We start from the raw sequence: 17214 nt of genomic DNA, 5'->3' as shown, positions 1-17214 counted from the left end.
GCCTGACTTGAACCGGGGATTTCCATCCCCATCATTCACCACTAAACCTATAAATTTGGAGTGTGCCATGAGCAACAAAGGGCAACTGCTACAAGACCCGTTCCTGAACGCGCTGCGCAAAGAGCACGTGCCGGTTTCCATCTACCTCGTCAATGGCATCAAGCTGCAAGGCAATATCGAATCGTTCGACCAGTATGTCGTCCTGCTGCGCAACACCGTGACGCAGATGGTCTACAAGCATGCGATTTCCACTGTCGTTCCTGCGCGCGCGGTCAATTTCCGCGTGGATGACGCCGCCGAGGCCTGATCTCCTTGCGGGCATCGTGCGGGCGCCCCGCGGCGCCGCACCGATGCCCGGCGCCGGTGCGCCATTGCGCCCGGTGCCGCGCGGCCTGGCGGTTGCCAATGCCGCCACCGCTGCCGCCACGTTCCGCATCATGCGGCGGCCTGTCCCGGCAGGGGCCGGGACAGTGTCCGACATCCGCCCGCCTTCCCCCTGAACCCGTTTTTCCCTGCGCTTTCGCGCCCGCCCTTGGACCCCAGAGCCACTTCAAATACCGCCCCTTCGCGCGCCATTCTGGTCGGCGTCGACTTCGGCAAGCATGATTTCCAGGAAAGCCTCAGCGAACTGGCGCTGCTGACCTCTACCGCTGGCTCTGTGCCGGTGCATACGTTGACGGGCCGCCGCTCGCGGCCGGATCCGGCGCTGTTCATCGGCTCGGGCAAGGCCGAGGAGCTGAAGGAGGCCGCCGACGCGCTGGATGCCGACGTGGTGGTGTTCAACCACGCCCTGAGCCCGGCACAGCAGCGCAACCTGGAGCGCTTCCTGAACCGCCACGTGATCGACCGCACCGGCCTGATCCTGGACATCTTCGGGCAGCGCGCGCAGAGCCACGTGGGCAAGGTGCAGGTGGAGCTGGCGCAGGTCCAGTACCGCGCGTCGCGGCTGGTCCGCGCGTGGAGCCACCTGGAGCGGCAGAAGGGCGGCATCGGCATGCGCGGTGGCCCCGGCGAGCGCCAGCTCGAGCTGGACCGGCGCATGCTGGACGAGCGCGCCAAGCGGCTCAAGTCCGATCTGTCGCGGCTGCAGCGCCAGCACAGCACGCAGCGGCGCGCGCGCGCGCGCAATGACACGCTCAGCATTTCGCTGGTGGGCTATACCAACGCGGGCAAGTCGACGCTGTTCAATGCGCTGACTAAGGCTGGCGCCTATGCGGCCGACCAGCTGTTCGCCACGCTCGACACCACCTCGCGCCGCCTGTTCCTGGACGGGCTGGGCAACGTGGTGCTGTCCGACACGGTCGGCTTTATCCGCGACCTGCCCACGCAACTGGTGGCGGCATTCCGCGCCACGCTGGACGAGACCGTGCATGCCGACCTGCTGCTGCATGTGGTGGATGCATCGAGCCCGGTGCGCCACGAGCAGATCGAGCAGGTCAACCGCGTGCTGGCGGAAATCAACGCGCTGGACATCCCGCAGATCGTGGTGATGAACAAGATCGATGCCGCGCCCGAGCTGCTGGAGCAGGGCCCGCGCCTGGAGCGCGACGAGGACGGCATCCCCACCCGCGTGTTCCTGAGCGCGCGCGAGGGCATGGGCCTGGATGCGCTGCGCGAGGCCGTGGTCGAGGTGGCGCAATGGCTGGCCAGCCGCCCGCCCGAGCCGCAACCCTATGACCCGCGCCTGGCCGACGTGCCCCAGTACGCCGATGCCGGCGATGATGGCAGTGCAGATGAGGGCGGCGTGGCTGACGGCAGCGACGACGCCGATGCGGGGGATTCGGACAGGCTGTAGCCTGTCAAGTTGCCGTCAGTTCGCCGCCAGTGCTCCGGCCGTTCTGCCCAATCCCGGTGCGATTGCTGCCGGGATTGCGCGAATTGGCCAAAAGTGGCTCGGATGACTGCTAGAATCCCCCTGTTACAAACTTCCCCGGACCCGTGCACTTCATGCCCCAGTTTCCCCGGAATGCTGATTCGAGCCTGACACCAGGCGGCCGCTTCGCGCTGCGCGCGGGCTGGCAGCGCCTGCGCGCCATCTTCTCGCTGAACGATCCGCGCTGGGGTCGCAACGGTCAGGACGACGACGACAAGAAGGACGGTCGCGACGACAACCGCCAGCAGAACCAGCGCCCGCAGCAGGACGGCGGCCCGCCTGACCTGGACGAACTGTGGCGCGACTTCAACCGCCGCCTGAACGGCCTGCTCGGCCGCAAGGACAACGGCGGCGGCAACAACCAGGGCTTTGGCGGTCCGCGCACGCCGGGCAAGGGCTCGGGGGTGGGCGCTGGCGTGATCGTCGCGGCCGTGGTCGGCATCTGGCTGGCCAGCGGCTTCTTCATGGTTCAGGAAGGCCAGACCGCGGTGATCCTGCAGTTCGGCAAGTTCAAGTACTCCACCGGCCCCGGCATCAACTGGCGCATGCCCTGGCCGGTCCAGTCGGCCGAGATCGTCAACCTGTCGGCGGTGCGTTCGGTCGAGGTGGGGCGCTCCACCTCGATCAAGGACAGCAACCTGAAGGACTCGTCGATGCTGACGCAGGACGAGAACATCATCGACGTGCGCTTTACCGTGCAGTACGTGATCCAGGACGCCGGCGAATTCCTGTTCTTCAACAAGACCGACCGCGGTGGCGATGAAGAGCTGGTGACGCAGGCCGCCGAGACCTCGGTGCGCGAGATCGTCGGCCGCAACAAGATGGACGCGGTGCTGTACGAGAGCCGCGAACAGATCGCGCAGCAACTGGCCAAGTCGATCCAGGCCATCCTGACGGCGTACAAGACCGGCATCCGCGTGCTGTCCGTGAACGTGCAGAGCGTGCAGCCGCCCGAGCAGGTGCAGGCCGCGTTCGACGACGTCAACAAGGCCAGCCAGGACCGCGAGCGCGCGATCAGCGAAGGCCAGGCCTATGCCAATGACATCCTCCCGCGCGCCAAGGGTACCGCGGCGCGCCTGAAGGAAGAGTCCGAAGCCTACCGCTCCCGCGTGGTGGCGCAGGCCGAGGGCGATGCCTCGCGCTTCCGTTCGGTGCAGACCGAATACGCCAAGGCGCCGCAGGTGACGCGCGACCGCATCTATCTGGAAACCATGCAGCAGATCTACACCAATTCGACCAAGGTGCTGGTGGACGCGCGCCAGGGCAACAATCTTCTCTACCTGCCGCTGGACAAGCTGATGGCACAGGCCGACGGCCGCGCTGCGCCGCAGCCGGGCCAACCGGGTGCGGCCAGCCCGCCGGCGTCCGCGCCGGATGCATCGACGGACGCCCGCTCGCGCGAAGCGCTGCGCAACCGCGACCGCGACTCGCGCTGAGGAGACCGTCATGAACCGACTGATTTCCTTCGCGATTGGCTTTTTCATCCTGCTGGCCGTGGTTTCGTCCATGCTGTTCGTGGTCGACCAGCGCCAGTACGCCGTGGTGTTCGCCTTCGGCCAGATCAAGCAGGTGGTGCGCGAGCCCGGCCTGCACTTCAAGCTGCCGCCGCCGTTCCAGAACGTGGTGTTCATGGACCGGCGCCTGCAGACCATCGACGTCGCCGCCAACGAGCGTTTCCTGACCGCCGAGAAGAAGAGCATGGTGGTGGACTGGTTCGTCAAATGGCGCATCACCGATCCGCGCAAGTTCTTCGTGGCCTTCGGCGGCAACCTGCGCGGCGCGCAGGACCGCATGACCCAGCGCATCGACTCGGTGGCGCGCGAGGAGTTCGGCAAGCGCACCGTGGCCGACGTGGTCGCCGGCGAGCGCGAGCAGGTGATGCAGGCCATCCGCAACGGCATGGCTGAATATGCCAAGTCGGTCGGCGTCGAGATCCTGGACGTGCGCCTCAAGCGCGTTGACCTGCTGCCCGCGATCAGCGAATCGGTGTACCGTCGCATGGAGGCCGAGCGCAAGCGCGTGGCCAACGAGCTGCGCTCAACCGGCGCCGCCGAGGGCGAGAAGATCCGCGCCGATGCCGACCGCCAGCGCGAAGTGGTGCTGGCCGAGGCCTACCGCGACGCCCAGGTGATCAAGGGCCAGGGCGATGCCAAGGCCTCGCAGATCTATGCCGACGCGTTTGGCCGCGATCCGCAGTTCGCGCAGTTCTGGCGCAGCATGGAGGCTTACCGCAACACCTTCCGCGACAAGCGCGACGTGCTGGTGCTTGAGCCCAACTCCGAGTTCTTCCGCTACATGCGTTCCAGCGGTGGTGCCGCCGCGGCGGCCTCGGGCGGATCCGGAGGCAAGCGCTAGCACCGTCGCTTGTCCGTGTGGCGAATTGACGAAACCCCGGCTTGCCGGGGTTTTGTCCGGCTGGAGCCATCCTCGCCGGGTGATGGCGCGGGCGCGTGGCGCCTGCGATGACGTTTCTGGTCAAGGACCGGTGCCTTGGGGCATTGCCTCGCGAGGTGGTCCGAATGACTGAGAAGAGATTGACTGAGAAGAGATTCACTATGTCCAACCATTGGCTGCTGCCAGAAAACATTGCCGACGTGCTGCCGTCGGAAGCGCGCAAGATCGAAGAACTGCGCCGCCGCATGCTGGACCTGTTCCGCACCTACGGCTATGAGCTGGTGATGCCGCCGATGCTGGAATACCTGGAGTCGCTGCTGACCGGCACCGGCCATGACCTGGACCTGCGCACGCTCAAGCTGGTGGACCAGCTGTCGGGCCGCACCATGGGCCTGCGTGCCGATATCACGCCGCAGGTGGCGCGCATCGACGCGCACCTGCTGAACCGCCCGGGCGTGACCCGCCTGTGCTACGCGGGCAACGTGCTGCATGCGCGCCCGGCGGGCTTCCACGCCACGCGCGAGCCGATCCAGATCGGCGCCGAGATCTATGGCCATGCCGGCCTGGAAGCCGACATCGAGATCCAGGACCTGATGCTGGCCGCGCTGCAGGCGGCGGGGTTGTCCGATGTCCGCATCGACATGTGCCATGCCGGCATCCTGGAAGCGCTGCTGGCGGGCCTGCCGTCGATCCGCAAGATCGAGGACGCGCTCTTTGCCGCGCTGGAAACCAAGGATGTGCCGGCCCTGCGCGAACTGACCGTGGGCATGCCGCAGACCGAGCGCGATGCGCTGCTGGCGCTGCCGACGCTGTACGGCGGCGTGGACGTGATCGATCGCGCGCGCGCGACGCTGCCGGCCAGCCCGGCCATCGGCCGCGCGCTGGACGAACTGGCGGCACTGGCGGTGCAGGTGCGCGGAGCCAGCGTGAATATCGACCTGTCGGATTTGCGCGGTTACCACTATCACAGTGGCGTGATGTTCGCGGCCTATGTTGCTGGCCTGCCCAATTACGTGGCGCGCGGCGGCCGTTACGACAAGGTGGGCGAGGCCTTCGGCCGTGCGCGCCCGGCCACGGGTTTCTCGCTGGATCTGCGAGAAGTGGCGGCGCTGTCGCCCGTGGAAGTGCGCGCCCAGGCGATTTTTGCGCCCTGGGATGCGGATCCGGCACTCCGGGCCGCGATTTCCGCGCTGCGCGCGGCCGGCGAGATCGTGATCCAGTCGCTGCCCGGCCATACCCACGAGCTCGATGAATTCAACTGCGACCGGCAGCTGGTGCGCCAGGATGCCGGCTGGGCCGTGGTGCCGCGCTGACGCTTGGGCGCCGGGCGTGCCCAAAAATCGAGAATCGCCCGGCAACAAGAGTAGAATACGTTTTTAACCTATTGACCAAAGCAATATGTCCGCATCCGCAGTAGGCCAGGGACGCAATGTCGTCGTGATCGGCACCCAATGGGGTGACGAAGGCAAAGGAAAAATCGTCGATTGGCTTACCGACCAGGCACAGGGTGTGGTGCGGTTCCAGGGTGGCCACAACGCTGGCCACACGCTGATCATCGGTGGCAAGAAGACCATTCTCCGCCTGATTCCGTCCGGGATCATGCGCGACGGCACGGTCTGCTACATCGGCAACGGTGTGGTGCTGTCGCCCGAAGCTTTGTTCCGTGAAATCGAAGAGCTCGAAGGCGCAGGCCTGCAGGTGCAGAGCCGCCTGCGCATTTCCGAGGCTGCCACGCTGATCCTGCCGTACCACGTTGCCATCGACAAGGCGCGCGAAGCGCGCCGTGGCGCCGCCAAGATCGGCACCACCGGCCGTGGCATTGGCCCGGCCTATGAAGACAAGGTGGCCCGCCGCGCGCTGCGCGTGCAGGACCTGTTCGATCCGCAGCAGTTCGCCGAGCGCCTGCGCGAGAACCTGGACTACCACAACTTCATGCTGACCCAGAACCTGGGCGCCGAAGCCGTGGACTTCCAGCAGACCCTGGACGAAGCGCTGGCCTACGCGCCGCGCCTGGCGCCGATGGTGGCCGACGTGTCGGCCGAGCTGTACGCGGTCAATGCCGCCGGCGGCAACCTGATGTTCGAAGGCGCGCAAGGCACGCTGCTGGACGTGGACCACGGCACCTATCCGTTCGTGACCTCGAGCAACTGCGTGGCCGGTGCTGCCGCGGCGGGCGCCGGCGTCGGCCCGGGCCGCCTGAACTACATCCTGGGCATCACCAAGGCCTACTGCACGCGCGTGGGCGCGGGCCCGTTCCCGAGCGAGCTGTACGACAACGACAACCCGTCGCGCCAGGACCCGGTCGGCGTGCGCCTGGCCAACGTCGGCAAGGAATTCGGTTCGGTCACCGGCCGTCCGCGCCGCACCGGCTGGCTGGATGCCGCCGCGCTCAAGCGCTCGGTGCAGATCAACGGCGTGTCGGGCCTGTGCATGACCAAGCTGGACGTGCTCGATGGCCTGGAAACCATCAAGCTGTGCGTGGGCTACGAGCTCGACGGCAAGACCGTCGACATCCTGCCGCGCGGCTCTGATGCCGTGGCTCGCTGCGTGCCGGTCTACGAGGAATTCCCCGGCTGGAACGAGTCGACCTTCGGCGTGAAGACGTGGGACGCGCTGCCCGAGCAGGCCCGCGTCTACCTGAAGCGCGTGGAAGAAGTGGTCGGCATTCCGATCGACATGATCTCGACCGGCCCGGACCGCGACGAGACCATCCTGCTGCGTCATCCGTACAAGGCCTGACCCGGCAGCAGCCCACCACCAGGCTGCGGCGCCACGAGCGCTGCGGCCCGCCAGAAATAAATCGGCCCGCGCAAGCGGGCCGAGCCATATCGGTCAACCGACCCGACGATACAAAGAGTAAAACGATGAACCTGCCAACGAACGATGACGAGAACCTGTGGGTCTCCTGGGACGAATACCATCGCCTGATCGCACGCCTGTCGCTGAACGTGCATGAGTCGGGCTGGAAGTTCGACAAGATCCTGTGCCTGGCGCGCGGCGGGCTGCGCGTGGGCGACCAGATGTCGCGCATCTTCGACGTGCCGCTGGCCATCCTGGCCACCAGCAGCTACCGCGAGGCCGCGGGCACGCAGCAGGGCAACCTGGACATCGCTCAGTACATCACCATGACCCGCGGCGAACTGACGGGCAGGGTGCTGCTGGTCGACGACCTGGTGGATTCGGGCATCACGCTGGAACGTGTGGGCCGCCACCTGAAGGAACGCTATCCGGCCGTGACCGAGGTGCGTTCGGCCGTGCTGTGGTACAAGGCGTGCTCGAAGGTCGAGCCGGACTACCACGTGACCTTCCTGCCGTCGAACCCGTGGATCCACCAGCCGTTCGAAGAGTACGACACGCTGCGCCCGCACAACCTGGCCGCCTGGCTCAAGCGCGGCAAGCGCGCCAGCCAGGACGACGGCGCGCAGGCCTGATGCGCTTGTGCCGGGGCCTGCCGCTACGGGCGGCCCCCGGCGGCCGGCTTAATAGCCGACCGTGAAACGCTGGCGCGAATGCGCCGGCTTTTCGATCTCATCGAGCATCGCGATGGCATAGTCTTCCATCGAGATCCAGCTCTTGCCTGCTGCGTCGCTCAGCAGGTTTTCCTCGCCAACGCGGAACTTTCCGGTACGCTCGCCCGGCTCGAACAGTGCCGACGGCGACAGGAAGGTCCAGTCGATCTGTTGTTCGCCGCGCAGCGCGTTGAGGAAGTCGCGGCCTGCGAGGGCTTCGGGCTTGTAGGCATCGGGGAAGTTCGGGGTGTCGACCAATTGCACCCCCGGCGCGACATGGAGGCTGCCGGCGCCACCCACCACCAGCAGGCGCGGCACGCCGGCCTGGCGCACGGCCGAGGTCACCTGCTGCGCGTTCAGCTGCGCAAAGCGCGCGCTGCTGATGACCACGTCGTTGCCGGCCAGGGCGGCAGCCAGTGCGGCGCCGTCGGCGCCGTCCACGTCCGCGGTGGTCACGCCGTCGCGTGCGGGCAGTTTGCTGGCCTGGCGCGCAATGGCGGTCACCTGGTGGCCGCGGCGCAGGGCTTCGTCGGTCAGGCGCGTGCCAACACGGCCGGTGGCGCCGATGATTGCGATCTTCATGGTCACTCCTTCTTTCGGTCAGGTTGATATGAAACCATTGTGGTTACATATCGGGGCAAAAAAATTCAGCGCTTGCGGCGCTGGCTGTTGCCTTCGACATCGGCGAGCATGCTGGCGATGGTGGCGCCGGCAAGGGTATCGTCCATGGCCGCCTGCGCACGGTCCGCGACCTTGCGCAGCGCACCGGTGATCTCGCGCCCGACCGGGCAGGCCGGGTTGGGCGCGCTCTGGTGCAGCGTGATCAGCGCGGTGGTTTCCACCACGCGGAACACGTCGAGCAGCGTGATTGACGCAGCCGGGCGCGCCAGCGTGGCGCCGCCGGTGCTGCCCATGGTGGTCGCCACCAGCCCGGCTTCAGCCAGTTGACCGACCAGCCGCCGGATCAGCGCCGGGTTGGTGCCCACGCTGGCGGCGATCAGCGACGAGGGCACCGGCTCGGCCGAACTGGCGAGCAGGGTAAGGATGTGGACTGCCACGGCGAACCGGCTGCTTGTGCTCAACGCTTGTGCTCGGGATGTCAGGTGCAATGTGAAACCATGATAGTTACACATTGTCGGGCATGTCAAGCACGGACAGGAGCGCAAGGAGGGCGGAGTACCGGGAGGGAAGGAGGTAATACGCCGATGTGGCAGCCAATGGTCGGTGGAATGCCGGAATCGCCACTGAAGCTGTTACACTCCTCGACATTGCCGTACCGTTGTGGTTCGGCTGTCGCGCGGGGTACGGTGCGCGGTTTCACGGACGGGAAAAAACCCGTACGCTCGCAGGTATGACATCGCGGCATGGCCGCCAAGCAAGGAGTGCAAGTTGCCGGATCTGATGCGCGAAACAGGCGTCAAAAACAAAAAACCCGCAGGGCTCGAAAGCGCTGCGGGTTTTCCGGTAACTTGGTGCCCAGGAGAGGACTCGAACCTCCACAGTGTTGCCACCGCTAGGACCTGAACCTAGTGCGTCTACCAATTCCGCCACCTGGGCAGGTGTCGAAACAACCGAAGCGCTCATTATAGAGAGCGCGAGAATTTTGTCAATTAGTTTCCAGAAAAAATTGAATCAGAACAACTATCCGATCCCCAGCCGGGAAGAAATCCTGGGCGTGCTGAGAACGTCGGGATCCCCGCAGTCGGCCGGCGATATTGCCAAGGCCCTCTCCGTCACGCGCAAAGAGCATGACGGTTTCCAGAAGCGCCTGGCGGCCATGGAGCGCGACGGCCAGATCGAGCTGAACCGCAAGGGCCGCTATGAGCTTGCCCATCAGCCGAACTTCGTCACCGGCCGGGTGCAAGGTCACCGCGACGGCTTCGGCTTCCTGATCCGCGACGACGGCGAAGACGACATCTTCCTGCCCGAGCGCGAGCTGCAGAAGGCCATGCACAACGACCGCGCGCAGGTGCGCGTGGTGGGCTACGACCGGCGCGGGCGCCCTGAAGGGCAGATCGTCGAGATCATCGAGCGCGCCAACCGTTTTGTCATCGGCCGTCTGCTCAGTGAAGGCGGCGTGCTGGTGGTGGCGCCTGAAGACAAGCGCATCAGCCAGGACATCCTGATCCCGCCCAAGGCGCAGGGCAAGGCACGGGTGGGGCAGGTGGTCAGCGTCGAGCTGATCGAATTCCCCGACCGCTACGTGCAGCCGGTGGGCCGCGTGGTGGAGGTGCTGGGCGAAATCGACGATCCCGGCATGGAGATCGAGATCGCCGTGCGCAAGTACGGCGTGCCACATGCGTTCTCGCCGGCCGCTGCCCAGGAAGCCTCCGCGCTGCCCGACGAGGTGCGCCAGGCCGACCTGGACCACCGCATCGACCTGCGCGACATCCCGCTGGTGACCATCGACGGCGAAGACGCACGCGACTTCGACGATGCGGTCTATTGCGAGCCGGTCAAGATCGGCCGCGCCAAGGGCTGGCGCCTGATCGTGGCGATCGCCGACGTGTCGCACTATGTGCGCCCCGGCACCCCGCTGGATGCGGATGCGCTGGACCGGGCCACTTCGGTCTACTTCCCGCGCCGCGTGATCCCGATGCTGCCGGAGAAGCTGTCCAACGGGCTGTGCTCGCTCAATCCGCACGTGGACCGGCTGTGCATGGTGTGCGATGCCGTGATCACCGCCAAGGGCGAGCTCAAGGGCTACCAGTTCTACCCGGCCGTGATGCATTCGACCGCGCGCCTGACCTACAACGAGGTCTGGTCGGTGCTGTCCAACACCAAGGGCCCCGAGGCGCACAAGCGCGGCGAGCTGGTGCCGCACCTGCAGAACCTGTATGAGTTGTTCCAGGTCCTGCTCAAGGCACGGCGCGCGCGCGGCGCGATCGACTTCGACACCACCGAGACCTATATCGTCTGCAACGCGCAGGGCAAGATCGAGCAGATCCTGCCGCGCACGCGCAACGATGCGCACCGGCTGATCGAGGAGTGCATGCTGACCGCCAACGTCTGCGCGGCCGACTTCCTCGAACGCTTCAAGCACCCGGCGCTGTACCGCATCCACGCGGGCCCCAGCGAAGAGAAGCTGAAGAACCTGCGCGACTTCCTGCGCACCGCCGGCCTGTCGCTGGGCGGCGGCGACAAGCCGCAGGCATCGGACTACGCCGAGGTGATGGACAAGATCAAGTCCCGTCCCGACGCGCCGATGCTGCAGACCATGCTGCTGCGCTCGATGCAGCAGGCGGTGTACAGCCCGGACAATATCGGCCACTTCGGCCTGTCGTACGAGGCCTACGCGCACTTCACCAGCCCGATCCGCCGCTACCCCGACCTGCTTGTGCACCGCGCGATCAAGGCGGTGCTGGCACATACCAAGTACCAGCCGGCGTTTGCGCACGGGACCGAGCTGAATACCGCGATCTCGCCCAAGGCGCGCCGGCTGCAGGCCAAGGACGCCGAGCAGAAGGCAGAACTGACCGCGGCGCGCGCCAGGCGCAACGAGGCCATCTGGGACGAGCTTGGCCTGCACTGCTCGGCCAATGAGCGCCGCGCGGACGAGGCTTCGCGCGATGTCGAGGCCTGGCTCAAGTGCTACTTCATGCGCGACAAGCTGGGCAGCGACTACGCCGGCACCGTCAGCGCCGTGACCTCGTTCGGCATCTTCGTGCAGCTCGACGAGCTGTACGTGGAAGGCCTGGTCCACGTGACCGAGCTGGGCAGCGACTACTTCCAGTACGACGAGGCCCGCAACGAACTGCGCGGCGAGCGCACTGGCATCCGCTACCGCCTGACCGACCGCGTGCGCGTGCAGGTATCGCGCGTGGACCTGGATGCGCGCAAGATCGACTTCCGCCTGGTGCAGGAGCCGTCGGCGAAAACCCTGCGCGCCCGCGCGGGGGGCACCGAGACCCAGCCGCGCGTGCCCGCCGCCCATGCGGTGCCAGCACGCAAGAAGGGCCGCCAGCTGGCGGCGCTGCTGGGCGGCTCGTCCAAGCCGGAAGAGTCGTTCGACGAGACGCTGGACCGCGTGATCGAGGAGCAGCCGGTGTTCGAGGCCGTGATCACGCCGCTCAGGCCGCACGTGAAGACCGGCGGCAAGCCGGCCAAGCGCGCGGCCAAGCCCAAGCCCGCGCACCTGGAGAAGCCGCACAAGCCGGCCTCCAAGTCGCACCAGGCCAAGCCGGCGGGCAAGACGCCGGCCAAGAGCCCGCGCACCCCGCGCAAGCGCTGAAGCTTGCGGCGGCCGCCATGCCGCCGCCTCTCGCCCCCGGCCTGCTGCCGGGGGCGAGAGGGCGAGTACAATCGCGCCATGGCTAAAAACAAACTCCTGATCGGCTTTCACGCCGTCACCGCACGCCTGCGCCAAGATGCCAAGGGCGTGACCGATGTCTATATCGAATCCGCGCGCCGCGACCGGCGCATGCAGGACTTCGTGCGCCTGGCCGAAAGCCTGGGCGTGCGCCTGCATCCGGTCGATGCCGAGCGCCTGCGCGGCATGGCCGGCACCGACCGCCACCAGGGCGTGGTGGCACGTGCCGAAGACGTGGCACTGGCGCTGAACCTGGATGAACTGCTCGACGGCATCGAAGGCACGCCGCTGCTGCTGGTGCTGGACGGCGTCACCGACCCCCACAACCTGGGTGCCTGCCTGCGCGTGGCCGACGGCGCCGGCGCGCATGCCGTGATCGCCCCCAAGGACCGCAGCGTCGGCCTCAATGCCACCGTGGCCAAGGTCGCCAGCGGCGCCGCCGAGACCGTGCCCTATATCACCGTCACCAACCTGGCCCGCACCCTGCGTGAGCTGCAGGAACGCGGCATCTGGGTCATCGGCACCGCCGACGGCACCGAAAAATCGCTGTATGACATCGACTTCAAGGGGCCGACCGCGATCGTGATGGGCGCCGAGGGCGAGGGCATGCGCCGCCTGACGCGCGAGACCTGCGACGAGCTGGTCGGCATCCCGATGGCGGGCGGTGTGGAAAGCCTGAACGTCTCGGTCGCCAGCGGCGTATGCCTGTACGAAGCCGTGCGCCAGCGGCGCCTGCCGCGATAAGTCCATGGCCGCTGATTACGGTCTCCTTGACATGCCGGGGCTTGAGGAAGCACGCCGGCTGATCGCGGCCGCCGGCAATATCTTCGTGCTGACCGGCGCCGGCATTTCCGCCGAATCCGGCGTGCCGACCTTCCGCGACGCGATGACCGGGCTGTGGCAGCAGTTCGACCCGGAAGAGCTGGCCAGCGAGGACGCCTACCGCCGCCAGCCGGCGCTGGTCTGGGAGTGGTACCTGCATCGGCGCGAGCTGGTCGCAGCCGTGCATCCCAACCCGGCGCACCATGCGCTGGTCGCGCTGGCTGCGCAGAGACCTTTCACGCTGGTTACGCAGAACGTGGACGGCCTGCACCAGCGCGCCGGCAGCGCGGGCGTGATCGAACTGCATGGCAACCTGTTCGCCAACAAATGGCTGGACGGGTGCGGACGCTGCAACGAGGCGACCGCGCTGCCCGGCATGCCGCCGCGCTGCAACCTGTGCGGCGCGCTGATGCGTCCGGGCGTGGTGTGGTTCGGCGAGGACCTGCCGCGCGTGGCGCGCTACCGCGCCGAGCATGCGGCGCAGCACTGCGACCTGTGCCTGGTGGTCGGCACCTCGGGGCTGGTCTATCCGGCGGCGGGGCTGCCGGGCCTGGCGCGCGAGCATGGCGCGCCGGTGATCGTGGTCAATCCGCAGCCGTCGGCGCTGGACCAGACCGCGGATATCGTGCTGTCCGCCGCGGCGGGGGCATGTCTGCCATTGCTGTGGCCGCCGCAGCCGGCGCCCTCGGCCGGCTGAGCCTGGATCCGGGCGTTGCCGCCCGGACCATCCTTACTTCGCAATCTCGCCGATCAGCTTCTCCAGCTTGACCGCATCCGCCGCAAACAGGCGGATGCCTTCGGCCAGCTTCTCGGTCGCCATCGCATCCTCATTCAACTGCCAGCGGAAGGCCGGCTCGTCGGCCGCGATGCGGGCGATATTGGCGGCCTGGGCCTGGTCCACCGACAGCTTGTGCGCCACCGGGCCCTGGCCGGCCGCGAGCTGCTCGAGCAGCTCGGGGCTGATGGTGAGCAGGTCGCAGCCGGCCAGCGACAGGATCTGCGTGGTGCTGCGGAAGCTGGCGCCCATCACCTCGGTCGGGTAGCCGAACTTCTTGTAGTAGTCGTAGATCTGGCGCACCGAGCGCACGCCGGGGTCGTTGTCGCCGCCATTGGCGGCCGCGTCCCATTGCTCGCCGGCCTGCTTCTTGTACCAGTCGAAGATGCGGCCGACGAAGGGCGAGATCAGCTGCGCGCCGGCCTCGGCGCACGCCACCGCCTGCACCAGCGAGAACAGCAGCGTCATGTTGCAGCGGATGCCGTCGCGCTGCAGGATCTCGGCTGCGCGGATGCCTTCCCAGGTGGAGGCAATCTTGATCAGCACGCGTTCGCGCGCAATGCCGCGCTGCTCGTACAGCTGGATCAGGTGGCGCGCCTTGGCCACGCTGGCCTCGGTGTCGAAGGACAGGCGCGCATCGACTTCGGTCGAGACGCGGCCTGGCACGATCGCCAGGATCTCGCAGCCGAAGGCGATCAGCACTTCGTCCATCACCGCATCGACGCCGCCGTTGCCGTGGTGGTCCTGTACCGCCTTCTCCAGCAGGTGCCGGTATTCGGGCTTTTGCACGGCCTTCAGGATCAGCGACGGATTGGTGGTCGCGTCCTGCGGGGTGTACTGCTTCATCAGCTGGAAGTCGCCGGTATCGGCCACTACCGTGGTGAACTGCCTGAGTTGTTCGAGCTGGTTCATGGTCGCTTGGTCGTCTGCTTGTGCGTCTGCAAAATCGTTCGCGGGCATCAGGGGTGCGCGTACGGCACCCGGTCCGGTCCATTGTACCGTCGCCCGCGTGACCTGCCGCCGCAATCCGCTACACTACGCGTTTCCCCCAACGCAATCTGGCTGTTGTCATGACTCAGGATGAACTCAAGGCGCTGGTCGCGCAAGCTGCCGCCGACTACGTGAAGCAGGAAGTGCCCGAAGGGGCAGTGCTCGGGGTGGGCACTGGCTCCACTGCCAATCTCTTCATTGACGCCGTGGCGGCATTCAAGGAGCGCTTCGCCGGTGCGGTGTCGAGCTCCGAGGCCTCCACGCGCCGCCTGCAGCAGCACGGCTTCAAGGTGCTGGACCTGAACGAAGTCGACGAGATCCCGGTGTATGTCGACGGCGCCGACGAGATCGACGCCAGCGGCGCCATGATCAAGGGCGGCGGCGGGGCGCTCACGCGCGAGAAGATCGTGGCTTCGGTCGCGAAGCGCTTTGTCTGCATCGCCGACGGCAGCAAGCTGGTCCAGACCATGGGCACCTTCCCGCTGCCGGTCGAGGTGATTCCGATGGCACGTGCAGCGGTGGCGCGCAAGCTGCAGGCCCTGGGTGGCCAGCCGCGTCTGCGCATGACCAAGGAAGGCGGCATCTACAAGACCGACAACGGCAATGTGATCCTGGACGTGGCCGGCCTGAAGATCGACGATCCGCGCGGCCTGGAACAGGCCGTCAACCAGGTGCCGGGCGTGGTCACGGTGGGCCTGTTCGCGCTGCGCGGCGCGGATGTGTTGCTGCTGGGCACCGGCGACGGCGTGCAGCGCACTGACTACTGAGCAAAGTCGTCCGCTGCCAAGCAAAAAGGGGTGCCTGAGGCACCCCTTTTGTCATTTGCCGGTCCGGTTCAGGACTGCGGCGGCACGTAGCCCTGGGCCTGGTCGGCGCCCTCGCCGAAGAAGTACTTCTCGGTCTGCTTGAGCAGGTACTGGCGCGCGCGCGCATCGGCCATGTTCAGGCGGTTTTCGTTGATCAGCATGGTCTGGTGCTTGAGCCAGCCAGCCCAGGCTTCCTTCGACACGCTTTGCCAGATCTTCTTGCCCAGTTCGCCGGGCAGCGGCGGGAAGTCGAGGCCTTCGGCTTCCTTGTTCAGCTTGATGCATTGGACCATGCGGGCCATGGGGACTCCTTGGTATGTTCGTTAGAGCTTCGGCGCTGGCGCTATTGTAGCCAAGCGGGGCACCGGGCCGCGGCGCTGCGGCGATTGCCCCTACGGCTTCAGAGCTTTTTCATCAGCACCATGGACTTGCGCTGCCAGTTGTAGAGCTTGCGCTTGTCCTCGGGCAGGTCGTCGACGTTGGCGTGGACGAAACCGCGCTTCAGGAACCAGTGTTCGGTCCGGGTGGTGAGCACGAACAGCTTCTCCAGGCCGAGCGCGCGGGCGCGGCGCTCGATGCGCTTGAGCAGGCGCTCGCCGTCGCCGGTGCCCTGGGCTTCCTGCGATACCGTCAGGCAGGCCATCTCGCCCATGTTCTCGCGCGGGTAGTCGTAGAGCGCCGCGCAGCCGAACAGCACGCCGTCGTGCTCGATCACCGAGAAGTTGGAGATATCGCGCTCGATCAGGTGGCGTCCGCGCGGCACCAGCGTGCCATCCTGCTCCAGCGGGGCGATCAGCTGGACGATGCCGCCGACGTCGTCGAGCGTGGCTTCGCGCAGGCTTTCCAGGTCGGTGTCGGACAGCATGGTGCCGACGCCGTCGTGCAGGAACAGTTCCAGCAGCACCGCACCGTCGAGCGAATAGGGGATCAGGTGCGCACGCGGCACACCGCCCTTGAGCGCCTTGACCAGGTGCTGCAGGTAGTTGGCCACGTCCGGCGGCAGATGGTTGTTTTGCAGGCGCTCCACGGCGGTGCGCAGGGACATTTCCTGCATCATCTTGCCGACCGGATCGGGCACGCCCGGCACCTCGGTGATGAAGATCAGCTTGTCGGCCTTGAGCGCCGTGGCGGTGGCGCTGGCCACGTCTTCCATCGACAGGTTGAAGGCCTGGCCGGTGGGCGAGAAGCCCAGCGGCGACAGCAGCACCACCTTGCCGTGCGACAGCGACATGCGCACGGACTCGGCGTCGATCTTGCGCACCAGGCCGGTGTGCTGGTAGTCGGTGCCGTTGACGATGCCGACCGGGCGGGCAGTCACGAAGTTGCCGGAGATCACCGACAGCTGGGCGCCGGCCATCGGCGTATTGGGCAGGCCCTGGCTGAAGGCGGCCTCGATGTCCAGGCGCAGTTCGCCGGCGGCTTCCTTGGCGCATTCGAGCGCGGCGTTGTCGGTGACGCGCACGCCATCGACGAACTGTGACTCGACATGGCGCAGCGCCAGCTGTTCTTCCACCTGCGGGCGCGAGCCGTGCACCAGCACGATCTGCATGCCCATGGCGTGCAGCAGCGCGACGTCGTTGACCAGCGCATTGAGCACGCCCGACTTGACCAGTTCTCCGGCGAAGGCGATCACAAAGGTCTTGCCGCGGAAGGCATGGATATACGGCGCCACCATGCGCAGCCAGTCGACGAACTGCTGGTGGTCGGGGCCGCTGCGCTCGGGCTCGGCCGCCGTG

At 66.9% G+C, this 17214-nt stretch carries 16 protein-coding genes and 1 tRNA gene; 11 read left to right on the top strand and 6 right to left on the bottom strand.

The features are described 5' to 3' along the window. Positions 1-67: 67 nt before the first annotated feature. The 7 genes from hfq to AC3WQZ_RS11230 all read left to right on the top strand — a co-directional run bounded on the left by hfq (position 68) and on the right by AC3WQZ_RS11230 (position 7698). The gene (hfq, locus tag AC3WQZ_RS11260) at positions 68-307 is read left to right on the top strand and encodes an RNA chaperone Hfq (protein WP_010809431.1); all 240 of its coding nucleotides are present in this window, start codon (positions 68-70) and stop codon (positions 305-307) included. Between the two features lie 225 nt (positions 308-532). Continuing rightward, positions 533-1795, top strand: a complete 1263-nt coding sequence (hflX, locus tag AC3WQZ_RS11255; RefSeq protein WP_010809432.1) for a GTPase HflX — start codon at positions 533-535, stop codon at positions 1793-1795. A gap of 152 nt (positions 1796-1947) precedes the next feature. Continuing rightward, positions 1948-3309 (top strand): FtsH protease activity modulator HflK, encoded by a 1362-nt coding sequence (gene hflK, locus AC3WQZ_RS11250; protein WP_010809433.1) that lies wholly within the window; start codon positions 1948-1950, stop codon positions 3307-3309. A 10-nt stretch (positions 3310-3319) separates the two neighbouring features. Next, on the top strand, positions 3320-4228 hold the full coding sequence (hflC, locus tag AC3WQZ_RS11245) for a protease modulator HflC (protein WP_010809434.1): 909 nt from the start codon (positions 3320-3322) through the stop codon (positions 4226-4228). A gap of 200 nt (positions 4229-4428) precedes the next feature. Then, entirely contained in the window at positions 4429-5580 is a 1152-nt protein-coding gene (locus tag AC3WQZ_RS11240; protein WP_010809435.1) for an ATP phosphoribosyltransferase regulatory subunit, read from the top strand. Positions 5581-5665: 85 nt separating this feature from the next. Continuing rightward, positions 5666-7006, top strand: coding sequence for an adenylosuccinate synthase (locus AC3WQZ_RS11235; RefSeq protein WP_492300560.1), 1341 nt, complete (start codon positions 5666-5668; stop codon positions 7004-7006). A gap of 125 nt (positions 7007-7131) precedes the next feature. Further along, on the top strand, positions 7132-7698 hold the full coding sequence (locus AC3WQZ_RS11230) for a phosphoribosyltransferase (protein ID WP_010809437.1): 567 nt from the start codon (positions 7132-7134) through the stop codon (positions 7696-7698). Positions 7699-7746: 48 nt separating this feature from the next. Here AC3WQZ_RS11230 and AC3WQZ_RS11225 read toward each other — a convergent pair whose 3' ends face one another. The 3 genes from AC3WQZ_RS11225 to AC3WQZ_RS11215 all read right to left on the bottom strand — a co-directional run bounded on the left by AC3WQZ_RS11225 (position 7747) and on the right by AC3WQZ_RS11215 (position 9333). Next, positions 7747-8358 (bottom strand): NAD(P)-dependent oxidoreductase, encoded by a 612-nt coding sequence (locus AC3WQZ_RS11225; protein WP_010809438.1) that lies wholly within the window; start codon positions 8356-8358, stop codon positions 7747-7749. Between the two features lie 65 nt (positions 8359-8423). Continuing rightward, complete coding sequence (locus AC3WQZ_RS11220; RefSeq protein WP_010809439.1) at positions 8424-8858, bottom strand: Rrf2 family transcriptional regulator; 435 nt, start codon at positions 8856-8858, stop codon at positions 8424-8426. Positions 8859-9246: 388 nt separating this feature from the next. Further along, positions 9247-9333: transfer RNA gene (locus tag AC3WQZ_RS11215), tRNA-Leu, on the bottom strand. Positions 9334-9403: 70 nt separating this feature from the next. On the opposite strand from AC3WQZ_RS11215, the gene rnr reads away from it, so the two are divergent. From rnr to AC3WQZ_RS11200, 3 genes are all read left to right on the top strand, one after another. Further along, positions 9404-12007, top strand: a complete 2604-nt coding sequence (rnr, locus tag AC3WQZ_RS11210) for a ribonuclease R (protein WP_010809440.1) — start codon at positions 9404-9406, stop codon at positions 12005-12007. Positions 12008-12085: 78 nt separating this feature from the next. Next, complete coding sequence (rlmB, locus tag AC3WQZ_RS11205) at positions 12086-12829, top strand: 23S rRNA (guanosine(2251)-2'-O)-methyltransferase RlmB (RefSeq protein WP_010809441.1); 744 nt, start codon at positions 12086-12088, stop codon at positions 12827-12829. Between the two features lie 4 nt (positions 12830-12833). Next, positions 12834-13604 carry an SIR2 family NAD-dependent protein deacylase gene (locus AC3WQZ_RS11200; RefSeq protein WP_051398485.1) on the top strand — a complete coding sequence of 257 codons (771 nt, stop codon included), beginning with the start codon at positions 12834-12836 and terminating at the stop codon, positions 13602-13604. 33 nt (positions 13605-13637) lie between these two features. On the opposite strand, the gene tal is transcribed toward AC3WQZ_RS11200, so the two are convergent. Beyond that, positions 13638-14594, bottom strand: coding sequence for a transaldolase (tal, locus tag AC3WQZ_RS11195; RefSeq protein ID WP_010809443.1), 957 nt, complete (start codon positions 14592-14594; stop codon positions 13638-13640). A 158-nt stretch (positions 14595-14752) separates the two neighbouring features. Between tal and rpiA the strand changes: the two genes are divergently transcribed. After that, entirely contained in the window at positions 14753-15439 is a 687-nt protein-coding gene (gene rpiA, locus AC3WQZ_RS11190; RefSeq protein WP_011615619.1) for a ribose-5-phosphate isomerase RpiA, read from the top strand. A gap of 68 nt (positions 15440-15507) precedes the next feature. Here the strand turns inward: rpiA and AC3WQZ_RS11185 are convergent, their stop codons facing one another. Further along, entirely contained in the window at positions 15508-15780 is a 273-nt protein-coding gene (locus tag AC3WQZ_RS11185; RefSeq protein ID WP_010809445.1) for an oxidative damage protection protein, read from the bottom strand. 98 nt (positions 15781-15878) lie between these two features. Further along, a partial coding sequence (argA, locus tag AC3WQZ_RS11180; protein ID WP_492300559.1) for an amino-acid N-acetyltransferase occupies positions 15879-17214 on the bottom strand: 1336 nt, incomplete at its 5' end.

This window comes from Cupriavidus sp. FW305-26 (assembly GCF_058787975.1).
This window is presented reverse-complemented; position numbering and strand designations above follow the sequence as displayed.